Origin of the sequence: Pantoea sp. SM3 (assembly GCF_000963995.1) — a bacterium.
Classification (GTDB): domain Bacteria; phylum Pseudomonadota; class Gammaproteobacteria; order Enterobacterales; family Enterobacteriaceae; genus Pantoea; species Pantoea rwandensis_B.
This window is the reverse complement of the sequence record NZ_JZRD01000029.1, coordinates 1-18,377: the sequence shown is the minus strand read 5'-3', so window position 1 is coordinate 18,377 and position 18,377 is coordinate 1. Positions and strand designations below refer to the sequence as shown.

Sequence of the window (18,377 nt, the reverse complement as noted above, 5' to 3'; positions counted from 1 at the left end):
AGAATGAGTGTTGAAACCACGATGATCGATACCTGCTATGGCCCGGTGAGTGCCGATGTAATGGCTCGGGCGGCGCGGATTCGCCTGCTGATTTGCGATGTCGACGGTGTGATGTCTGACGGCGTGATTTATATGGGCAACAACGGCGAAGAATTGAAGGCCTTTAATGTCCGTGATGGCTATGGTATTCGCTGCCTGCTGACCTCTGATATCGAAGTGGCTATTATTACTGGCCGCAAAGCGAAGCTGCTGGAAGATCGTTGCCAGACGCTCGGCATTACGCATCTTTATCAGGGACAATCAGATAAGCTTTTGGCGTGGCGTGAACTCCTGGATAAACTGTCATTATCTGCTGAGCAAGTGGCTTACATCGGCGATGATTTGATCGACTGGCCAGTGATGGCGGAGGCCGGTTTGAGTGTGGCCGTCGCCGATGCCCACCCCGTGTTATTACCTCGTGCACACTACGTCACCCGCATTGCCGGTGGCCGGGGTGCGGTACGTGAACTCTGCGATCTGATTTTGATGGCGCAGAACAAATTTGAGGATGCCAAAGGGCAATCAGTATGAGTAAGAGCAGGCGTTGGATAACGCTGATTTTGGCCTTGATCGCCCTGGTGCTGATCGGCTGGAATCTCACCAACCAGGACGATAGCGAAGCGCCGGTGGCGACCAATAGCCAGGAGCCAACCTATACCAGCGAGAAGTCCCATTCTGTGGTGTACAACCCCACGGGCGCGCTGGCGTACAAACTGATCTCGGATAAAGTGACTTACTTTGCGGCAGATGAGGTGAGCTGGTTCGATAATCCGGTTGCAACCACGTATGATGAAAATAAAGTACCCACCTGGACAATACGTGCCGATAAGGCAAAGCTGACCAAAGATCGTATGCTGTATCTATATGGCCACGTCGAAGTGAATACCCTGACCCAGGATTCTCAACTTGAGCGCATTATTACCGATACGGCTCAGGTTAATCTGGTCACCCAGGATGTGACATCTGATGATCAAGTCACCCTATTTGGCCGCAGTTTTAATTCCACTGGCATGAAGATGCGCGGCAATTTACGAACCAAGAATGCCCAGCTGCTTGAAAAGGTCAAAACTTCCTATGAAATCCAAAATGAACAAAAACAGCCTTAAGTTGTTGTTGGTGAGCGCCTTACTGGCGACCAGCCTGCCCGCGCTGGCCCTGACGGGCGATTCTGACAAGCCCGTTAATATTGATTCGGTGAATCAGGCGCTGGATCTGCAAGGCAACGTGGCGACCTTTACCGGCAATGTCATCGTGACCCAGGGTTCAATCAAAATCACCGCTGACAAGGTGGTGGTCACACGTCCAGGTGGCGACAGTAAAAAAACTATCGTGGATGCCTACGGCGCTCCCGCCACCTTCTACCAGATGCAGGATAACGGCAAACCCGTGCAGGGCCACGCCTCAAAACTGCATTATGAGCTGGCGAACGATTTCGTTGAACTGACGGGCAATGCCTTCATTCAGCAGCTGGACAGCAACATCAAAGGCGATCGCATCACTTACCTGGTGAAAGAGCAGAAAATGCAGGCGTTTAGCCAGGGCGAAAGCAAACGCGTCACCACCGTACTGGTGCCGTCGCAGTTGCAGGACAAAAACGGCTCGTCCACGAGCCCTAAAAAGAGTAACTGATCGCTATGGCCACATTAGTCGCTGAAAACCTGGCGAAAGCCTATAAAGGCCGCCGCGTGGTGGAAGATGTCAGCCTGCAGGTAAAATCTGGCGAGATTGTCGGCCTGCTGGGTCCAAACGGTGCCGGCAAGACCACCACATTCTATATGGTTGTCGGGATTGTGCCGCGTGATGCAGGCCGCATCGTGATCGATGACGAAGATATCAGTATTCTGCCGCTGCATGCGCGAGCGCGCCGTGGTATTGGCTATCTGCCGCAGGAAGCGTCAATCTTCCGCCGTCTAAGCGTGTTCGACAATTTGATGGCAGTGTTGCAAATCCGCGATGATTTAACGGAAGAGCAGCGTCAGGATCGTGCCAATGAATTGATGGAAGAGTTCCACATTGAGCATCTGCGTGACAGCATGGGCCAGGCGCTCTCCGGTGGTGAACGCCGCCGTGTTGAAATCGCTCGCGCTCTGGCAGCCAACCCCAAATTTATCCTGCTGGATGAACCTTTTGCCGGTGTTGACCCGATCTCAGTCATCGATATCAAAAAAATCATCGAACACCTACGCGACAGCGGTCTTGGCGTGTTGATCACCGATCACAACGTGCGTGAAACGCTTGCGGTGTGCGAACGTGCTTACATTGTGAGCCAGGGACATCTGATCGCGCATGGCACGCCGGATGAAATTCTTGCAGATGAGCAGGTTAAACGGGTTTATTTGGGCGAAGAGTTCAGACTCTGATAAGGTGTCGTTATTCACGACATTTGCTTAGGAAATTCAAGCAGAATTATGAAGCAAGGTTTGCAACTCAGGCTCAGCCAACAGCTGGCGATGACCCCACAGTTGCAGCAGGCCATTCGTCTGCTGCAACTCTCTACGCTTGAACTCCAGCAGGAACTGCAACTGGCGCTGGAAAGCAATCCGCTGCTTGAGCAAACCGATCTGCATGAAGAAGTCGATTCACGTGAGCATCAGGAGAGCGACTCGTTAGACACACGTGAAGCCCTCGAACAGAAAGAGATGCCCGAGGAGCTTCCACTCGACGCCACCTGGGATGAAATCTACACCGCGGGCACGCCTTCTGGCACGGGTACCGATTACCAGGATGATGAGCTGCCGGTTTATCAAGGCGAAACCACCCAGTCACTGCAGGACTACCTGATGTGGCAAGTGGAGCTCACGCCGTTTACGGATACCGACCGAGCGATTGCCACTTCAATTGTCGACGCCATTGATGACACGGGCTATCTCACCGTTTCCGTCCAGGACATCTGCGACAGCATTGGTGATGAAGAGCTAACGCTGGAAGAGGTTGAAGCGGTGCTGAAGCGTGTTCAGCGCTTTGATCCTGTCGGTGTAGGTGCTCGTGATCTACGTGACTGCTTGCTGGTGCAACTTTCACAATACGCTGCCGATGCGCCAATGCTGGCAGAAGCGCGGTTGATCGTCAGTGAACATCTGGATCTGCTGGCCAACCATGATTTTCGCAGCCTGATGCGTGTCACACGCCTCAAGGAAGACGTGCTGAAAGACGCGATGCTGCTGATTCAGTCACTCGATCCCCGTCCCGGCCAATCGATCAACACCAGCGAACCCGAGTATGTGATTCCTGATGTACTGGTGCGTAAAACCAGTAAGCGCTGGACCGTTGAACTGAATTCAGACAGTTTGCCGCGCCTGAAGATCAATCAACATTACGCCGCGATGGGCGGTTCCGCGCGTAACGACAGCGACAGCCAATTCATTCGCAGTAATTTGCAGGAAGCCAAATGGCTGATTAAAAGCCTCGAAAGCCGCAACGACACTCTGCTCAAAGTGACGCGTTGTATTGTCGAGCAGCAGCAGGCGTTCTTTGAACAGGGCGAGGAATACATGCGGCCGATGGTGCTGGCTGATATCGCCCAGGCCGTGGATATGCATGAATCCACCATTTCCCGTGTGACCACGCAAAAGTACCTGCACAGCCCGCGTGGCATCTTTGAATTAAAATATTTTTTCTCCAGCCATGTGAATACCGAAGGCGGTGGCGAAGCCTCTTCCACGGCGATCCGTGCACTGGTGAAGAAATTGATCTCCGCGGAAAATCCCGCAAAACCCTTGAGCGACAGCAAACTCACCTCCATGTTATCCGATCAGGGCATCATGGTGGCGCGACGTACGGTTGCTAAATATCGCGAGTCTTTATCTATACCGCCATCAAACCAGCGCAAGCAGTTGGTTTGACCGAACGAAGAAGGAAGACCTATGCAGCTAAACCTGACCGGACTGAATGTTGAAATCACTGAACCGCTGCGCGAATTTGTAAATAGCAAATTTGCCAAACTGGAACACTACTTTGATCGTATCAATCAGGTTTATATTGTTCTGAAAGTGGAGAAGGTGACGCAGATTGCGGAAGCAACACTGCACGTCAACGGCGGAGAGCTGCACGCCACAGGGGAAGCGGAAGACATGTACGCGGCCATCGACGGGTTAATCGACAAGCTTTCCCGTCAGCTGACCAAACACAAAGACAAACTGAAAAAACACTAACCTTCATGCTTGCAGAGTGCTGACCGATTCGGCACTCAGAGCGCAAATGGGGCGGGTTAACCGCCCCGTTTTGTCATCTGCGCAAGCGCCAACGGGAGACTCGCCATTGTGCTATGAATGGCGTTAACCTTGCGGCTATGTGAACTCGCAAGTGAAACGATGATGAACAACGATCTGACACTGGAATTGAGCTCGGTCCTCTCACTGGACTGTACCCGTAGCGGCGTACACTGCCAGAGTAAAAAACGCGCGCTGGAAATTATCAGCGAGTTGGCAGCAAAGCAGCTCAATCTGCCGCACCAGACACTATTTGAAGCCATTCTGACCCGCGAACGTATGGGCAGTACGGGCATTGGCAACGGTATCGCCATTCCGCATGGCAAGCTGGAAGAGGATACGCTGCGCGCCGTTGGCGTGTTTATCAGCCTCGACCAACCGATCGCCTTTGACGCCGTGGACAATCAGCCGGTTGACCTGCTGTTTGCTCTGCTGGTGCCTGCAGACCAGTGCAAAACCCATTTGCATACGCTGTCGCTGGTCGCTAAACGTCTGGCGGACAAAACCGTCTGCCGCCGTTTGCGTGCGGCACAGAGTGATGAAGAACTCTATGCCATTATCACAGAAGCTCAGGAAGAACACTCTTAAGCGACAGACACATTTACCGGCCTATTCGTCGGTTTAAAACGGGAGAAATGTGATGGTGCTGATGATCGTTAGCGGTCGGTCAGGCTCAGGAAAATCGGTCGCACTGCGTGCCCTGGAAGACATGGGATTTTACTGTGTCGATAATCTGCCCGTGGTGCTGCTACCGGAATTAGCGAACACCTTAACAGAGCGCAATATTTCGGCGGCCGTCAGCATTGATGTGCGCAACATGCCTGAATCGCCGGAGGTGTTTGAAACGGCGCTCAACAATCTGCCGGATTCGTTTTCACCACAGCTACTGTTTCTGGACGCCGATCGCAACACACTGATACGGCGTTACAGTGATACTCGCCGCATCCATCCGCTCTCCAGTAAAAACCTGTCACTGGAAAGCGCGATTGATGAAGAGAGTGACCTGCTTGAGCCTTTGCGTTCGCGGGCAGACCTGATCATTGATACTTCCGAAATGTCGGTCCATGAGTTGGCTGAAATGCTGCGTACGCGCCTGTCAGGCAAACGTGAGCGTGAGCTGACCATGGTGTTTGAGTCCTTCGGCTTCAAACACGGCATCCCAATTGATGCCGATTACGTCTTCGATGTGCGTTTCCTGCCAAACCCGCACTGGGATCCCAAGCTGCGTCCGATGACTGGACTTGATCGTCCGGTTGCCGCTTTCCTCGACCGCCACACTGAAGTGCATAACTTCATTTACCAGACGCGCAGCTATCTGGAGCTGTGGTTGCCGATGCTGGAAACCAACAACCGCAGCTATCTGACGGTCGCGATTGGCTGTACCGGTGGTAAACACCGTTCGGTTTACATCGCCGAACAGCTGGCAGATTACTTCCGTTCACGCGGCAAAAATGTGCAGTCTCGTCATCGCACTCTGGAAAAACGTAAATCATGACCGTGAAGCAAGTCGTTGAGATTCGTAATAAGCTGGGCATGCATGCGCGCCCGGCAATGAAACTGTTCGAGTTGGTGCAGAGTTTTGACGCAGAGGTACTACTGCGCAACGAAGCCGGTACGGAAGCCGAAGCCAGCAGCGTGATTGCGCTGTTGATGCTCGACTCCGCGAAAGGCGGCCATATCGAGATTGAAGCCAGCGGCCCTCAGGAAATAGAGGCGCTGGCTGCGGTGATTGAGCTGTTTGAAGCCGGGTTTGACGAAGACTAATTGCTGTTAATGCAATTTGTAGCGAGCGAGGAAACCTTCCCCACCTAACTGACGCATTTGGCGCATTATCCACTGCTGGCGCATTCGTATATACCCGGAAGGTGCATCAGCGCGGAAGCGAATCGGGTTTGGTAGTACCGCCGCCAGCAGCGCCGCTTCAGAAATCGTCAGACGACTGGCTGGTTTGTGGAAGTAGCGCTGTGAAGCCTCTTCCACACCAAACACGCCGTTGCCAAACTCCGCAATATTCAAATATACCGTCAGAATGCGGCGTTTGGTCCACACCGTTTCGAGTCCAACGGTTAAACCGGCTTCGAGCCCTTTTCGCACCCAGCTGCGGCCATCCCATAAGAACAGGTTTTTTGCGGTCTGCTGCGACAGCGTTGAGGCACCACGCATCTGTTCTGAGCCATCGTTATCCAGCACTTTTTGTATCGCATCAACATCAAAGCCCCAGTGCTCCGGAAATTTTTGATCTTCAGAAGCGATAACGGCCAGCGCCATCCACGGAGAAATCTCATCCATGCTGACCCAATCGGAATGCGCCACATAGTCGAACCGACCACTGAACCAGGCGCCCAGTTGACGCTCCACCATCACCGCAGAAAACGGCACTGGTAAAAAGGCAAAGATCACGATGCCGGCCAGCCAAATTCCCAACCACGCCAGCAGCACTTTAGCAATCAGCACTTTAAGGCGTTGCCCCATTTTCCCTTTACTCTTACTCATGCAATTTTCTCTTACCTGTTCCCTGCATTAATCAATCACCCCGGTCACAATTTTGATTACCTGTAATCCTGGGCAAAACTTTACCGCTTATCGCGTGAAAGTTAGAGATGAAGTTATTACCTGCGTCATCATCGTTCCTCTATTAGAGCCAATTACATCAAGCACTTCCATCATAAGGGAATCGGTTCCATGGTGAAAAACCCAGCAAAACCCTTACAATCGGATACTTCATACAAAGTGATAAAGATCACGTTTAAACTTTCACAATACTTAACAATAAACTTTCAAAGCATTTGAATAAGCGCACTGATGCGCGCAGCCGTTTCAATAAACGTGGCTGAAATCGCGTCAACATCATCATGATTAGCCCTGACAATGGTAAAGGATTTAGCCTTCCGTTTGGTTTACATTGCACCGCAAAACCTTAAACTGGAACTTTCTGCAGAGGGTTTCCAAAACGTTTTGGATAACCCACCAGAACCACCTTATTTGTTACCTAATATCAGCATGTTAAGCTCACTTAACTCTGATTTTTCGGCTGATTAGGAATTTCGGCGCAGCTGTCAGGCTTTTCCTGCTTCCGGCTGAAGGAAATTCAGGCAAAAAGCAGAACAATTGGTCAAAAATAGTGCAATACGGCAAAGAAATTAATTCCTTGCTTGACTGTGTCAGCAAATTAATGTTTTCTGTATTTAATCGCTGCTCAACTTCACACAATTTAATGAATCTTGTCACAAGCGTTGGTGAATTTGTTAAGGTGATTTCGAAGCGTTAACCAATACCATACTGTTGCTGATCCATTCGACTTCTAACGATAGCAGCAGTACCCATTTCCCTGGTGTTGGCGCAGTATTCGCGCACCCCAGTTTCGACTGGGGTCATTTTTTTCTGGCGTCCGAAGATTTTTCCCTTTCAGCTACCCACTCGCGTAACACGTTAACGTCATGCAGCCACTCATGTTTTAATTCGTCGATCCACTCCTGCACGTTGTCCCACCATGCTGGCAGTTCCGGTGACTGTATCTGTTTCGCCAGTTTCTGCAGATGCAACAGTCCTACTGAGCCCGCAGCACCCTTAATTTTATGCCCTTCTTCCGCAATCCCTTTTTGATCGCGCGCCATCATGTTGGAATCCAGCACGTCGAGATACCCCGGCATCATCTGTTCAAACATCGTCAGGCTTTGTGTAATCAATCCTGGGCCGACCAATTCGATATACTGCTCCAGCATCTCCACATCGAGCAACTTGCGCGAGTGTACGTCTGAGGAGGCCTGAATCACTTCTTCAGGTTCGCCCTGGTAATCCCAGAACTTTTTAATCATCGCCGTTAAGGCCGGCACCGCCAGCGGTTTACTCAGCACATCATCCATACCGGCGTCGAGATACTCTTTTTTATCCTTCAGCACGTTGGCGGTCAGTGCCACCAGCGGCGGCAGCGCCACGCCAGCATGGCGTTGGTGAATGGCGCGCGACACATCCAATCCGGTCATATCCGGCAGCTGAATATCCAGCAACACCAGATCAAATTCCTGCGGATCAAACATCGCTAGCGCTTCAGTGCCGGTCATCGCCACTTCCACACTGCATCCCAGTTTCTCCAGTACTGAGCGCGCCACAATGACGTTCAGTTCAATATCTTCAACCAGTAATACGTGCAGCGCCGGCAGTGGCATGCTGTCGTCGAGATCTTCGTCTTCCACCTCATCGGCCACACGAGGTGCATTTATCTCGACCACAAAGCATGAGCCCTGCCCCGGTGCACTACTCACGCTAATATCGCCGCCCATCGCCTGTGCCAGACGACGAGAAACCGCCAAACCAATGCCGGTACCGGTGGCGGGTTTTCCGCCGTGCTGATCTTTTACCTGGTAATACATGGCGAAGATCTTGTCCTGCTCTTCCTGCGGAATGCCCATGCCAGAATCCTGCACTTCAAAGCGCAGCGTTTCGTCCTGGTGATAGGCGACGCGCACCACAATTTCACCCTGCTGGGTGAATTTCACCGCGTTACCGATCAGGTTCCACAAAATTTGACGCAGGCGCGTGCCGTCAGCAGAGATGATGTGCGGCAGCGGTAGCTCCGGTGCCATCACGAACTTCAGTCCTTTCGGCTGCGCCAGTAACCCGGAGAGGTTTTCCAGATCGGCAAGGAAGCCGGTGAAGTCGAGCGGCTGATTATCCAGCTGCACTTTGCGGCGCTCAATTTTGTCCACTTCAATCACGTCATTAAAGATGTTGCCAAGCGTGATGGCCGAGACATGGATGGTTTTCAGGTACTTCAGTTGTTCCTGATTGAGATCGGTGTCCAGCAGAATACGGCTCAAGCCGACAATGCCATTCAGTGGCGTACGCAGTTCATGGCTGATGGTTGAAATAAAGGTGGTCTTCTCACGGCTGGCATTCTCCAGCGCGTCCTGATAACGCTTACGCTCAGTAATATCGCGACCAAAGCCCATCAGGCCGCTGCGTTTACCGACGCGATCGTAATACGGCACTTTGCGGATTTCGAAGCAGGCTTTGCGCCCATCAGGATATTGCAGCCACTGTTCGTACGTCAGGGAGACGTTATGGCGGAAGACCTTTTCATCCGTCTCCAGCACCTTGGAGGCGGCATCTTCATCGTAAATGTCGCGCGGCGTCAGGCCAATCAGCTGCTTCTCGCTCATGCCCGTTAGCAGCTCCATCGCGCGGTTACAGCCCGAGAACTGCTTGTCGATGTTGCGATAGAACACCAAATCCGGTGAGGCATCGAGGAAGGAGCGTAAGAAAGAGGATTGCTGTTCCAGCTCGATTTGCGCCTGTTCACGGCGCGCCATCTCTTCGCGCAGTTTATCCATCACCTGCTCGCGTGCCTGCTCCGCTTTGATACGATCGTTAATTTCCTGATTCAGCTGAGCGATGGTCTCTTTCATTTGCTGGTTAAGTTCAAGATCGCGCGTGCGCATCTCTTCCAGCTTATCGACCAGCTTCGTCAGGCGCTGGCGAGACTCTTCCAACTGATCAACCACCACCGAGAGAAAATAGACGGCCCAGGGCGTGATCAACAGGCCGAAGAACACCGATCGCACCACATCGATACTCTCAACATGGCCACGCAGTACCATGGTGACAGCCATTTGCACCACCATCGCCAGCACCACCAGTGCTGAGGCTAATAGCAGCGAGAAACGCACCAGCCCCAGCTTGACCATCAGATCAACGTAGTACTGCGCTAAAAGACGAATCTGTTTCATCACGAGCTCCCTGAACGAAATCTGGCTCATGATAGCGTAATTATCGCGGCACTGCGCCGACTCAGCGTGTCATTGCCTGCTGACTTTGCCTCATTATGGTGCATCGCAGCGCCTTTTCGCCGATGTTCGCGTCGTTATGCGTAAAGCGCTTGACTAAATCTGCCAACTGAATAATCTGGAGGGCCGCGCTTTTGCGACCCTTTTGTAACATCCCGTGCTATTCCGCCTCCCGGCAGCCATTTCCTCTGATGGCTGGGCCTTGTTATTGCATATTCATTCAACTTTAGCGCTATTTTACTCACAATCAGCCTGATTAATTTTACTAATGACAGCCCTATTTTGATTCAAATATGACGCCATAAGAAAAACAGATACATGCTGTGCGTGAAACCGCCCCAACAGAATTTTATGCTGATGGAATGCAGTTATTCAGCATTGTTTAGATATCTGAGGCGTACCTCACAGTGAGACGGCTCACACTTCATAGGGGAATCAGAATCGTCAGATTGACAGTTATTTACGTAATAAATTGTTCATAATCATAAAGTTAATTGGAAAAACAGCCGATTACCCGCAACAAAGCTGGCTATTTGACCTGAGTTCGCTTTCCCGATAAGTTGGAATTCCGCTGGATGCTTTCCAGTCGGGACTGTGTCTCGGCATATCTATGCAGCAAGAAACTCCCTCTGGATGCAAGTTATCTCCCGTAAGAGACCGGAAGTAAGAGCAGCTCATCAAGGACGAGAACATACTCTCTTGAGAGCCTTTGCTCGGTATTGCGACGTCCGCGTTTAAGCGGCGAAAACGAATTTGATACAGCACGCAGCAGTGCTCTGTGCTTGAAATAATGCAGGTAATGTCAAAAGCAGTTTAAGGAGACCCTCAATGTCCACTCAAAAACCTCATCCCTATGGTTTGTATGATCCCTCAGCCGGTAGTGATAGCTGTGGTGTTGGGTTTATTACCCGTAAGGACGGCGAGCAGACCCATGAGATCCTGCAGATGGCGCACAGCGCACTGTGCACAGTACCGCACCGTGGCGGTATGTCTGCTGAGGGCGTGGGCGATGGCGCAGGTGTCAACGTCGACCTTTCTCTGAACTTCTTCCGCAAAGTGACTGGCCAGCCACTGGAAGCTGGCCGCTTTGGCGTGGGTAACTTCTTTGTGCCAAAAGATGCCGAGCTGCGTGCTAACGCAGAGCGTCTGGTCGAAGAAACCCTGGCCGCCCATAACTTCCCTGTGCTGATGAAACGCGATATGCCGTTGGACGGCAGCGTGACACGTCCAGCCGCCCTGCAATTCCAGCTGCCGATTGTGCAGTGGATTTTTGCGGCGCCACAGGAAGTCACTGAACAGATCGAATTCGAGCGTCACATCTATCGTGCGCTGCTGGATATCGAAGCGCGTGCCTTTACAGAAAGCGAATTCGGCGGTCTTTATCCGCTGTCGCTCTCTTCCCGTACTCAGGTATTCAAAGCACGCCTGAACTCAAATGAAGTGATCCCGTACTTCAAAGATTTGACCGATGTGGACCATCAGGTGCGTGGGCTGTTCTTCCATACCCGCTTCTCCACCAACACCGATCCGCACACCACCATGGCACAGCCGTTCCGCCTGATGGCGCACAACGGTGAGCTGAACACCGACCGTAAAAACCGCATCGCAGAAGCGGCATTGATGCTGGCGCGCGGTAAGAAAATCGTGCGTCCGAAAGGCCAGTCCGACAGCTCGCGTCTGGACCAAAGCATTCATAGCCGTTTGATGGAAGATAACCTCGACCTGATCAACGCCGTCGTCTCAATGATGCCGCCAGCGTGGGAAAACGACACCTCACTGTCAAATGAAGTGCGCGCGATGCTGGAGTACTTCTCTCTGTATGAAGAGAAGAACGATGGCCCGGCAGCGTTGATCTTCGGTAATGGCGAAGTGATCGGGGCGCGCCTTGACCGCCTGGGCCTGCGCCCATTGCGTTCTGTCGAAACCGCCGAATACATCGGTGCGATGTCCGAAGCGGGTCAGATTGCCTTCCCACCGGAAAGCGTACTGCGTCGTGGCCGTATCGAAGCGGGCGGCATGCTCTATTACGATCATAAAGAAAAACGCTCTTACACCACGGTGGAAGCGCTGGAAAAACTGGCAGCAGAGAAAGATTACCTTTCACTGCTGAGCGCGGCTCGCGTGGACCTGCACGATCTGCCGGAGATTCAGGCAGAGCAGCTGGGTTCACCGCTGCGCTATCGTGGTGACCTCAAAACCTATCAGCGTTTTGTGGCGTACTACTACAACCAGGAAAGCTTTAAATTCATGATGGACCCGATGCTGCAAACCGGCGCTGAGAAGATCTCGGCGATGGGTTACGGCAACGCCATCAATGGCCTGTCCGACCACGAAGGCGGCATGGCGCACTACTTCTCACAACGCTTTGCTCAGGTCACCAACCCGCCGCTGGATTCGATCCGCGAAGCGGACGGCATGACGTTGCGCGTGGCACTGGGTGCGAAGCCGCACTTGGGCCGCAGTAAAGGTCAGCAGGTTATCGTGCCCACGCCGATCCTGACACACCTCGATATGCTGCGCCTGCGCGAGCAAACCGTCGCACCTTATGCGCGTTTCGAGATGCTGTATGAGCCGGTCATCGGCAAAGATATCGTCAGCCGCGCCGCCAACGCCAAAGCGCTGGAAAACGCCATTGATAATCTGGCACAGCAGGTCGTGGATTTCGCACGCCAGCAGGGCGGCATTGCGGTGATCACCGACCGCCACATCTCTTCAACTCACGCGGCGATTCCTATGCTGCTGATGGTCTCTGCCATCAACCAGCGTTTGGTGCAGGAAGGTCTGCGCCTGGATGTTTCTCTGGTGGTAGAAAGCGGCCAGAGCATCTCTTCACACCACATCGCTGCAACCTTGGGCTTTGGTGCGTCTGCGGTTTACCCGCTGGGCGTACAGATGCGCGCGGAAGAGAAATATGGCGAAGGCGAAGAAGGTAACAAAGCCTTCAAACGCTATGCCAAAGCAGCCGAAAAAGCCTTGATGAAGACCATGGGTAAAGTGGGTCTCTGTACTGTTGAGAGCTACAGCTGTGGCGAATTCTTTGAACCTAACTTCCTGAATACCGACGATCCGGTTCTGAAGAAGTACTTCCCGAATATCAAAACACCGGTCGGTGGCGCGGGCTTCCCGGCTATCGCCCAGATGGCGGTTGACTGGCACCAGAGCGCACTGAAAATTCAGGGCGAGGCCGAAGTGCCACTGCTGGGTCTGTTCAAAGAGCGTGCGGAAGGTGCAGGTCACTCTTACGGTACCATTGCCGTACGTACCTTTATCGACATGACAGAGCAGCCGATTCGCTTCGCTGATAAAGCACGCGAAGAGGACAACTTCATCCGTCTGATGACGCTGGCCAAACTGGACAATGCCTTCAGCATTAAAGCTGACGCATTCAAAGACAGTAGCTTCGAACGCATCCCGAACGAGGTCATTGACTCACTGGCGATCACGCCGGATTACCGTCAATTCTCCAGCCTGATGCACGCCGAGCGTAAACGTCGCCCTGCTGCGCTGCGTGACATCCTCGCGCTGCCGTGTGATTTGACCCACGTTGACAGCGAAGCGGAGTTTGGTCGCAAACTTGGCCGTTACTCACTGGTCAACAATGGTTTTGCCACCCGTGGATTGAAGTGCGAAGCCGTGGAAGGCAGCCTGAACCAGTTCGAGCTGCGCCTGATTGATTCCATCGCGGGCCTGAAGCCAGAAGATGAACGTCTGGAAGCGCTGGCACGTGCACTGAAAACCCGCTTTAGCGACGACATCGAAAGCAGCAGCGTGGCCGATGGTGTATTACACATCACCGCTTACGGTAAAGCGGCAGATTACCTGTCACTGATCTTTACCGCGTTGCCTTCGCTGCCACTGGAAGAGATCCAGCCGGCACACGAAATTACCCGCACTTTCGCCTCCGGTGCGATGAGCCACGGAGCGCTGGTTGCGCCTGCGCACGAAGCTGTGGCGCACGGCACTAACATGGTCGGCGGCATGAGTAACTGCGGTGAAGGTGGTGAACACTATTCGCGTCACGGCACCATCCGCGCTTCACGCATCAAGCAGTTGGCATCCGGTCGTTTCGGCGTATGGGCGGCATATCTGGCCGACCCGATGCTGGAAGAACTGGAGATCAAAATTGGTCAGGGCGCGAAGCCAGGTGAAGGCGGACAGCTGCCTGCACCGAAAGTGACCGTGGAGATCGCCGCAGCGCGTGGCGGTACACCAGGTGTTGAACTGGTTTCCCCCCCACCGCACCACGATACCTACTCTATCGAGGATTTGGCACAGCTGATCCACGATTGTAAAGCCGCACGTGTTCGCGTCATCGTGAAACTGGTGTCTTCAGAAGGCATCGGCACCATCGCGGTCGGCGTGGCGAAAGCGGGCGCAGACGTCATTAACGTGGCAGGTAACACCGGTGGTACCGGTGCGGCCTCGGTCACCAGCCTGAAATACACTGGTCGCGTTGCCGAGATTGGCATCGCCGAAGTACATCAGGCGCTGTGTGCTAACGGCCTGCGTGACAAGGTGCAGCTGCGTTGCTCCGGTGCACAACAAACTGGTAGTGATGTGATCAAATCTGCCCTGCTCGGCGGCGACAGCTTCGAGTTCGGCACCACCGCGCTGATGATGCTGAAATGCGTGATGGCGAAAAACTGTAACGTTAAATGCCCAGCCGGTTTAACCACCAACGCCGAAGCCTTTGATGGCGATCCGCGTCAGCTGGCGCAGTACTTCGTTAACGTAGCGCAAGAAGTGCGTGAATTCCTCGCACGCCTCGGCCTGCGTTCACTGCGCGAAGCACGTGGCCGTTCTGACCTGCTGCACCTGATGGATCACCCACTGGAAGTCGGCAAGCTGGATCTGCGTGCGATGTTGACCGTGGTGCCAGAGCAGAAAATCGCGAAGCCGGTCTATCTGGAAAAAGATTTTGAGCTGGATGATGGCTGGGTTGAAGAGCTGAAAACGCAGCTGATCGACCAGGCGAGCCGCGATATCGCCCTCGGCGCAGGCATTACCCTGAACAACCGTAACAAGAGCGTGGGCGGCCAGCTGGCCATCGACATCGAGCGCATGCTCAACCACGAACTGTCTGCTGAACAACGTGCTGCACTGCCAGCGGTGTTCAAAGACGATCGCGGCCGTCATTACCTGGCACCGCGTACTGTGAATATCCACACCAGCGGTTCTGCCGGTCAGTCATTCGGTGCCTTCTGCAACGATGGCATGCAGATGAAGCACTACGGCACCTGTAACGATGGCGTGGGCAAAGGTCAGTGCGGTGGCGAACTGGTGGTGATGTCACCAGGTGGTGGCGCACAAGACAGCGACGGCAACGTGCTGATCGGTAACTTCGCGCTGTTTGGTGCGACCGGTGGCCGTTTGTTCGTACAAGGCCAGGCGGGCGACCGTTTCGCGGTTCGTAACTCTGGCGCTACTGCGGTAGTCGAAGGCGTCGGCGATTTCTGCTGCGAATACATGACTAACGGTGCGATTCTCAACCTCGGCACCTTTGGTAAAGGTTTCGGCAACGGCATGAGCGGTGGTTTCGCTTACCAGTATGACCCGTACGGTGCACTGGCAGGACACGCAGCGGGTGATTCCGTGCTGTTCGGTTCAATCGCTGACGAAGATGAATTGGCGCAGGTTCACAAGCAAGCAGTGCTGACCATGCTGAACTGGCACCTGGAAGCCACCAACTCGCCGCGCGCAGCCTGGCTGCTGGAGAATTGGGAAACCGAGTGCCACCACTTTGTCTACGTGATGCCGCGTTCGCTGCTGCTCTATCAAGATGGTGGCGAGATCCTGAAAGCGAAATCACGTAAGGATTTGCTGGAAGAGCTGTCAACCTCACTGGCTGCGCATCAGGTTGCCAAATTCAAGGCAGCATGGCGCACCGGCAAAACCATTGCGGATGGCGCCGTACCGGCTTACGGTGCGACGGATACAGCGGAAATGTTCGTGCTGCTCAACAACTACACCGTATTGAGCTTTGCGCAGCAACTGGCGCTCGGCAAACTGCCAAAAGGTACTGCCGTTGAAGACCCTGCGGTTGAGAAAGCGGTACGCAATTTGCTGATGACGGAAGACTTCGCGCTGGTGAGCAAACTGCAACGCCATGCACGCTCAGCGATTGAAAGCTACAGCGATGACGAACTGGCTAGCCTGATTGCGGCAAAACGTATGTCCGATTACAAAGCAGCCTTAACGCAACGCAACATTCGCTCCATGGACAGCCTGGCGACCTATGGCTGGATCATTTATCAGGATGCCCGCAACCGTGAGGTGCTTGGCCATCTGCCTGATTTCGAAGAGCTGTTTGCACGCGCCGCGCTGCCAGAAATCGCCGCTGCTGTCGGGAAACTTTCCTGATAGCAGCACCAATGAATGTGTGTATATTGACTGAACATCACGAGACGGGTTTGAGTACAGATATCCATGAAGATTCCTTACATTCCTGAAGATGCGCCGTTTAACGGCGAACAGAAATACTGGCTGGCGGGTTTTCTCGCCGGTCTCCACTCGCGTCTGTTGGTATTAGAAGATAAGCAGACGGCACCTGCGGCCGGTGGCGCCACCAACACGCAGTTGCACATTCTGTTCGGTTCACAGACCGGCAACGCAGAAGCGCTGGCGCAAACTGCCGCTAAAGCCGCGCGTGCCAAAGGTCTGGTGCCGGTGGTTCAGGCATTGGGCGAAGTAGACCTGGACGTGTTCGCCACCATGCGTCATGTGCTGATTGTCACCTCCACCTACGGTGAAGGCGAGATGCCGGACAATGCTCAGCTGTTCTGGCAAGCACTTTCAGCCAGCACAGCGCCGCGTCTGGAGCAGATGCACTTTGCTATCCTGGCGATCGGCGATACCGGCTACGATGGCTTCTGCCAGGCCGGTAAATTCTTCGATATGCGTCTGGAACAGCTGGGTGCAAAACGCGTCTTTGACCGCATCGACTGCGATATTGATTTTGAAGAGCCTTCCAGCGCATGGATTGGCGACGCGATGCCACAGTTTGCCGCCAGTGCCGGTAGCAGCGGCACGGTGTTAGAGAGCGCGCCAGAAGCACCGGTGATTCCAGGTAGCAACAAGCAAAACCCTTATGCTGCGGCGCTGGCGACGAACAAGCGTCTGTCTGGCGAATCATCAGCGAAAGATATTCGCCACTTTGAATTCGATCTTACTGACAGCGGCCTGAAATATGAAGCCGGTGACGCGTTGGGCGTCATCCCAGTGAACGATGCTGAGCTGGTTAGCCTGTTGCTGAGCGAGCTGAAAGCGGACTATGAAACCCCGGTGCCAGGCTTTGATCGTAACCTCGGCGACCTGCTGACCTACCAGTTCGAGATCTCCGAACCATCGCGCAAGCTGATTGAGTGGGTGGGTCAGCACACTGCCAACCAGGAACTGTTGCACGTATTACAGCACGACGATAAAGACACACTGGCTAACTGGCTCTGGGGCAAAGACACGCTGGACTTGCTGCAGCTTGAGCTGAAGCGCACTCTGTCTGTGCCAGAGTTCGTGGCGATGCTGCGTCCGTTGCAGCACCGCGCGTACTCCATCTCTTCCAGCTCCAAAACGCATCCGAATCAGGTGCACCTGACGATTGCTTCCGTGCGCTATCACAGCGGTGGCCGTGAGCGTAAAGGCGTCTGCTCTACCTATCTGGCCGAGCGCGTGCGCCGTGGCGAGAAGCCAGCGATCTTTATTTCGCCAAACAAAGCGTTCCGCGTGCCGGCTAACGGCAATGCTCCGCTGATCATGGTTGGCCCTGGCACCGGTATTGCTCCGTTCCGTGCGTTCTTGCAGGAACGTCAGTCAACGGGTGCTGAAGGTAAGAACTGGCTGTTCTTTGGCGATCAGCATCAGGAACACGACTACATCTATGAAGATGAGCTCAACGGCTGGCAGCAAAGCGGTCTGTTAACACATCTCGACCTGGCGTTTTCACGCGATCAGGAAGAGAAGATCTACGTGCAGAACCGTATGCTGGAAAAAGGCGCTGAGCTGTATGCCTGGCTGCAGGATGGCGCGTACTTCTATGTTTGTGGCGATGCTTCACGCATGGCGAAAGACGTGGATGCAGCGCTGTATGAAGTGGTGCGCCAGTTTGGTGGCCTCTCCAGCGAACGTGCAGCGGCTTATATTGACCAGTTGAAGAAAGATAAACGCTATCTGCGTGACGTCTACTAAGACTCATAAAAAGGAAGCTGATGAGCTTCCTTTTTAACCTCTGCTATCGCAGCACGCTGAATCGCGCCATGTAACAGCGGTTCAGATGTGCGATCAATCGCGCCGTTATTGAGAAGTGCATCCATAAAAAAACGGGCCAATTGGCCTAATGCCGATCAGTTAAGGA

At 53.6% G+C, this 18,377-nt stretch carries 13 protein-coding genes; 11 read left to right on the top strand and 2 right to left on the bottom strand.

Annotated features, from left to right (window positions below):
- Positions 1-3 precede the first annotated feature (3 nt).
- From kdsC to npr, 9 genes are all read left to right on the top strand, one after another.
- Entirely contained in the window at positions 4-570 is a 567-nt protein-coding gene (kdsC, locus tag VI01_RS15925) for a 3-deoxy-manno-octulosonate-8-phosphatase KdsC (protein ID WP_034826614.1), read from the top strand.
- Positions 567-1,145 (top strand): LPS export ABC transporter periplasmic protein LptC, encoded by a 579-nt coding sequence (gene lptC / locus VI01_RS15920; protein ID WP_034826617.1) that lies wholly within the window; start codon positions 567-569, stop codon positions 1,143-1,145. Before kdsC ends, lptC begins: the two co-directional genes overlap by 4 nt.
- A complete protein-coding gene (lptA, locus tag VI01_RS15915) occupies positions 1,114-1,668 on the top strand; it encodes a lipopolysaccharide ABC transporter substrate-binding protein LptA (protein WP_034826619.1) in 555 nt (184 codons plus the stop codon). Before lptC ends, lptA begins: the two co-directional genes overlap by 32 nt.
- 5 nt (positions 1,669-1,673) lie before the next feature.
- A complete protein-coding gene (gene lptB / locus VI01_RS15910; RefSeq protein ID WP_034826621.1) occupies positions 1,674-2,399 on the top strand; it encodes an LPS export ABC transporter ATP-binding protein in 726 nt (241 codons plus the stop codon).
- A 48-nt stretch (positions 2,400-2,447) separates the two neighbouring features.
- On the top strand, positions 2,448-3,881 hold the full coding sequence (gene rpoN / locus VI01_RS15905) for an RNA polymerase factor sigma-54 (RefSeq protein WP_045815874.1): 1,434 nt from the start codon (positions 2,448-2,450) through the stop codon (positions 3,879-3,881).
- A 21-nt stretch (positions 3,882-3,902) separates the two neighbouring features.
- Positions 3,903-4,190: a ribosome hibernation promoting factor gene (hpf, locus tag VI01_RS15900; RefSeq protein ID WP_034826627.1), complete on the top strand. Its 288-nt coding sequence runs from the start codon at positions 3,903-3,905 to the stop codon at positions 4,188-4,190.
- 162 nt (positions 4,191-4,352) lie between these two features.
- Positions 4,353-4,835 (top strand): PTS IIA-like nitrogen regulatory protein PtsN, encoded by a 483-nt coding sequence (gene ptsN / locus VI01_RS15895; RefSeq protein ID WP_176505766.1) that lies wholly within the window; start codon positions 4,353-4,355, stop codon positions 4,833-4,835.
- A gap of 52 nt (positions 4,836-4,887) precedes the next feature.
- Positions 4,888-5,742: an RNase adapter RapZ gene (rapZ, locus tag VI01_RS15890; protein WP_038649498.1), complete on the top strand. Its 855-nt coding sequence runs from the start codon at positions 4,888-4,890 to the stop codon at positions 5,740-5,742.
- Entirely contained in the window at positions 5,739-6,011 is a 273-nt protein-coding gene (gene npr / locus VI01_RS15885; protein WP_038649501.1) for a PTS phosphocarrier protein NPr, read from the top strand. The genes rapZ and npr overlap by 4 nt, the downstream gene beginning before the upstream one ends.
- Before the next feature lie 6 nt (positions 6,012-6,017).
- Here the strand turns inward: npr and mtgA are convergent, their stop codons facing one another.
- Together mtgA and arcB are read right to left on the bottom strand one after the other, a co-directional pair.
- Positions 6,018-6,740: a monofunctional biosynthetic peptidoglycan transglycosylase gene (mtgA, locus tag VI01_RS15880; protein WP_045815873.1), complete on the bottom strand. Its 723-nt coding sequence runs from the start codon at positions 6,738-6,740 to the stop codon at positions 6,018-6,020.
- 878 nt (positions 6,741-7,618) lie between these two features.
- Complete coding sequence (gene arcB, locus VI01_RS15875; RefSeq protein WP_045815872.1) at positions 7,619-9,973, bottom strand: aerobic respiration two-component sensor histidine kinase ArcB; 2,355 nt, start codon at positions 9,971-9,973, stop codon at positions 7,619-7,621.
- 885 nt (positions 9,974-10,858) lie between these two features.
- Here arcB and VI01_RS15870 point away from each other — a divergent pair.
- Both VI01_RS15870 and VI01_RS15865 read left to right on the top strand, forming a co-directional pair.
- Positions 10,859-16,390, top strand: a complete 5,532-nt coding sequence (locus tag VI01_RS15870; RefSeq protein WP_045815871.1) for a glutamate synthase-related protein — start codon at positions 10,859-10,861, stop codon at positions 16,388-16,390.
- Positions 16,391-16,456: 66 nt separating this feature from the next.
- Positions 16,457-18,211: a sulfite reductase subunit alpha gene (locus VI01_RS15865; protein WP_045815870.1), complete on the top strand. Its 1,755-nt coding sequence runs from the start codon at positions 16,457-16,459 to the stop codon at positions 18,209-18,211.
- Positions 18,212-18,377 lie beyond the last annotated feature (166 nt).

Excerpts from the sequence above, each read along its gene's own strand:
- kdsC (WP_034826614.1), top strand. The coding sequence starts at position 4 with ATGAGTGTTGAAACCACGATGATCGATACCTGCTATGGCCCGGTGAGT.
- lptC (WP_034826617.1), top strand. The coding sequence starts at position 567 with ATGAGTAAGAGCAGGCGTTGGATAACGCTGATTTTGGCCTTGATCGCC.
- lptA (WP_034826619.1), top strand. The coding sequence starts at position 1,114 with ATGAAATCCAAAATGAACAAAAACAGCCTTAAGTTGTTGTTGGTGAGC.
- lptB (WP_034826621.1), top strand. The coding sequence starts at position 1,674 with ATGGCCACATTAGTCGCTGAAAACCTGGCGAAAGCCTATAAAGGCCGC.
- rpoN (WP_045815874.1), top strand. The coding sequence starts at position 2,448 with ATGAAGCAAGGTTTGCAACTCAGGCTCAGCCAACAGCTGGCGATGACC.
- hpf (WP_034826627.1), top strand. The coding sequence starts at position 3,903 with ATGCAGCTAAACCTGACCGGACTGAATGTTGAAATCACTGAACCGCTG.
- ptsN (WP_176505766.1), top strand. The coding sequence starts at position 4,353 with ATGAACAACGATCTGACACTGGAATTGAGCTCGGTCCTCTCACTGGAC.
- rapZ (WP_038649498.1), top strand. The coding sequence starts at position 4,888 with ATGGTGCTGATGATCGTTAGCGGTCGGTCAGGCTCAGGAAAATCGGTC.
- npr (WP_038649501.1), top strand. The coding sequence starts at position 5,739 with ATGACCGTGAAGCAAGTCGTTGAGATTCGTAATAAGCTGGGCATGCAT.
- mtgA (WP_045815873.1), bottom strand. The coding sequence starts at position 6,740 with ATGAGTAAGAGTAAAGGGAAAATGGGGCAACGCCTTAAAGTGCTGATT.
- arcB (WP_045815872.1), bottom strand. The coding sequence starts at position 9,973 with ATGAAACAGATTCGTCTTTTAGCGCAGTACTACGTTGATCTGATGGTC.
- VI01_RS15870 (WP_045815871.1), top strand. The coding sequence starts at position 10,859 with ATGTCCACTCAAAAACCTCATCCCTATGGTTTGTATGATCCCTCAGCC.
- VI01_RS15865 (WP_045815870.1), top strand. The coding sequence starts at position 16,457 with ATGAAGATTCCTTACATTCCTGAAGATGCGCCGTTTAACGGCGAACAG.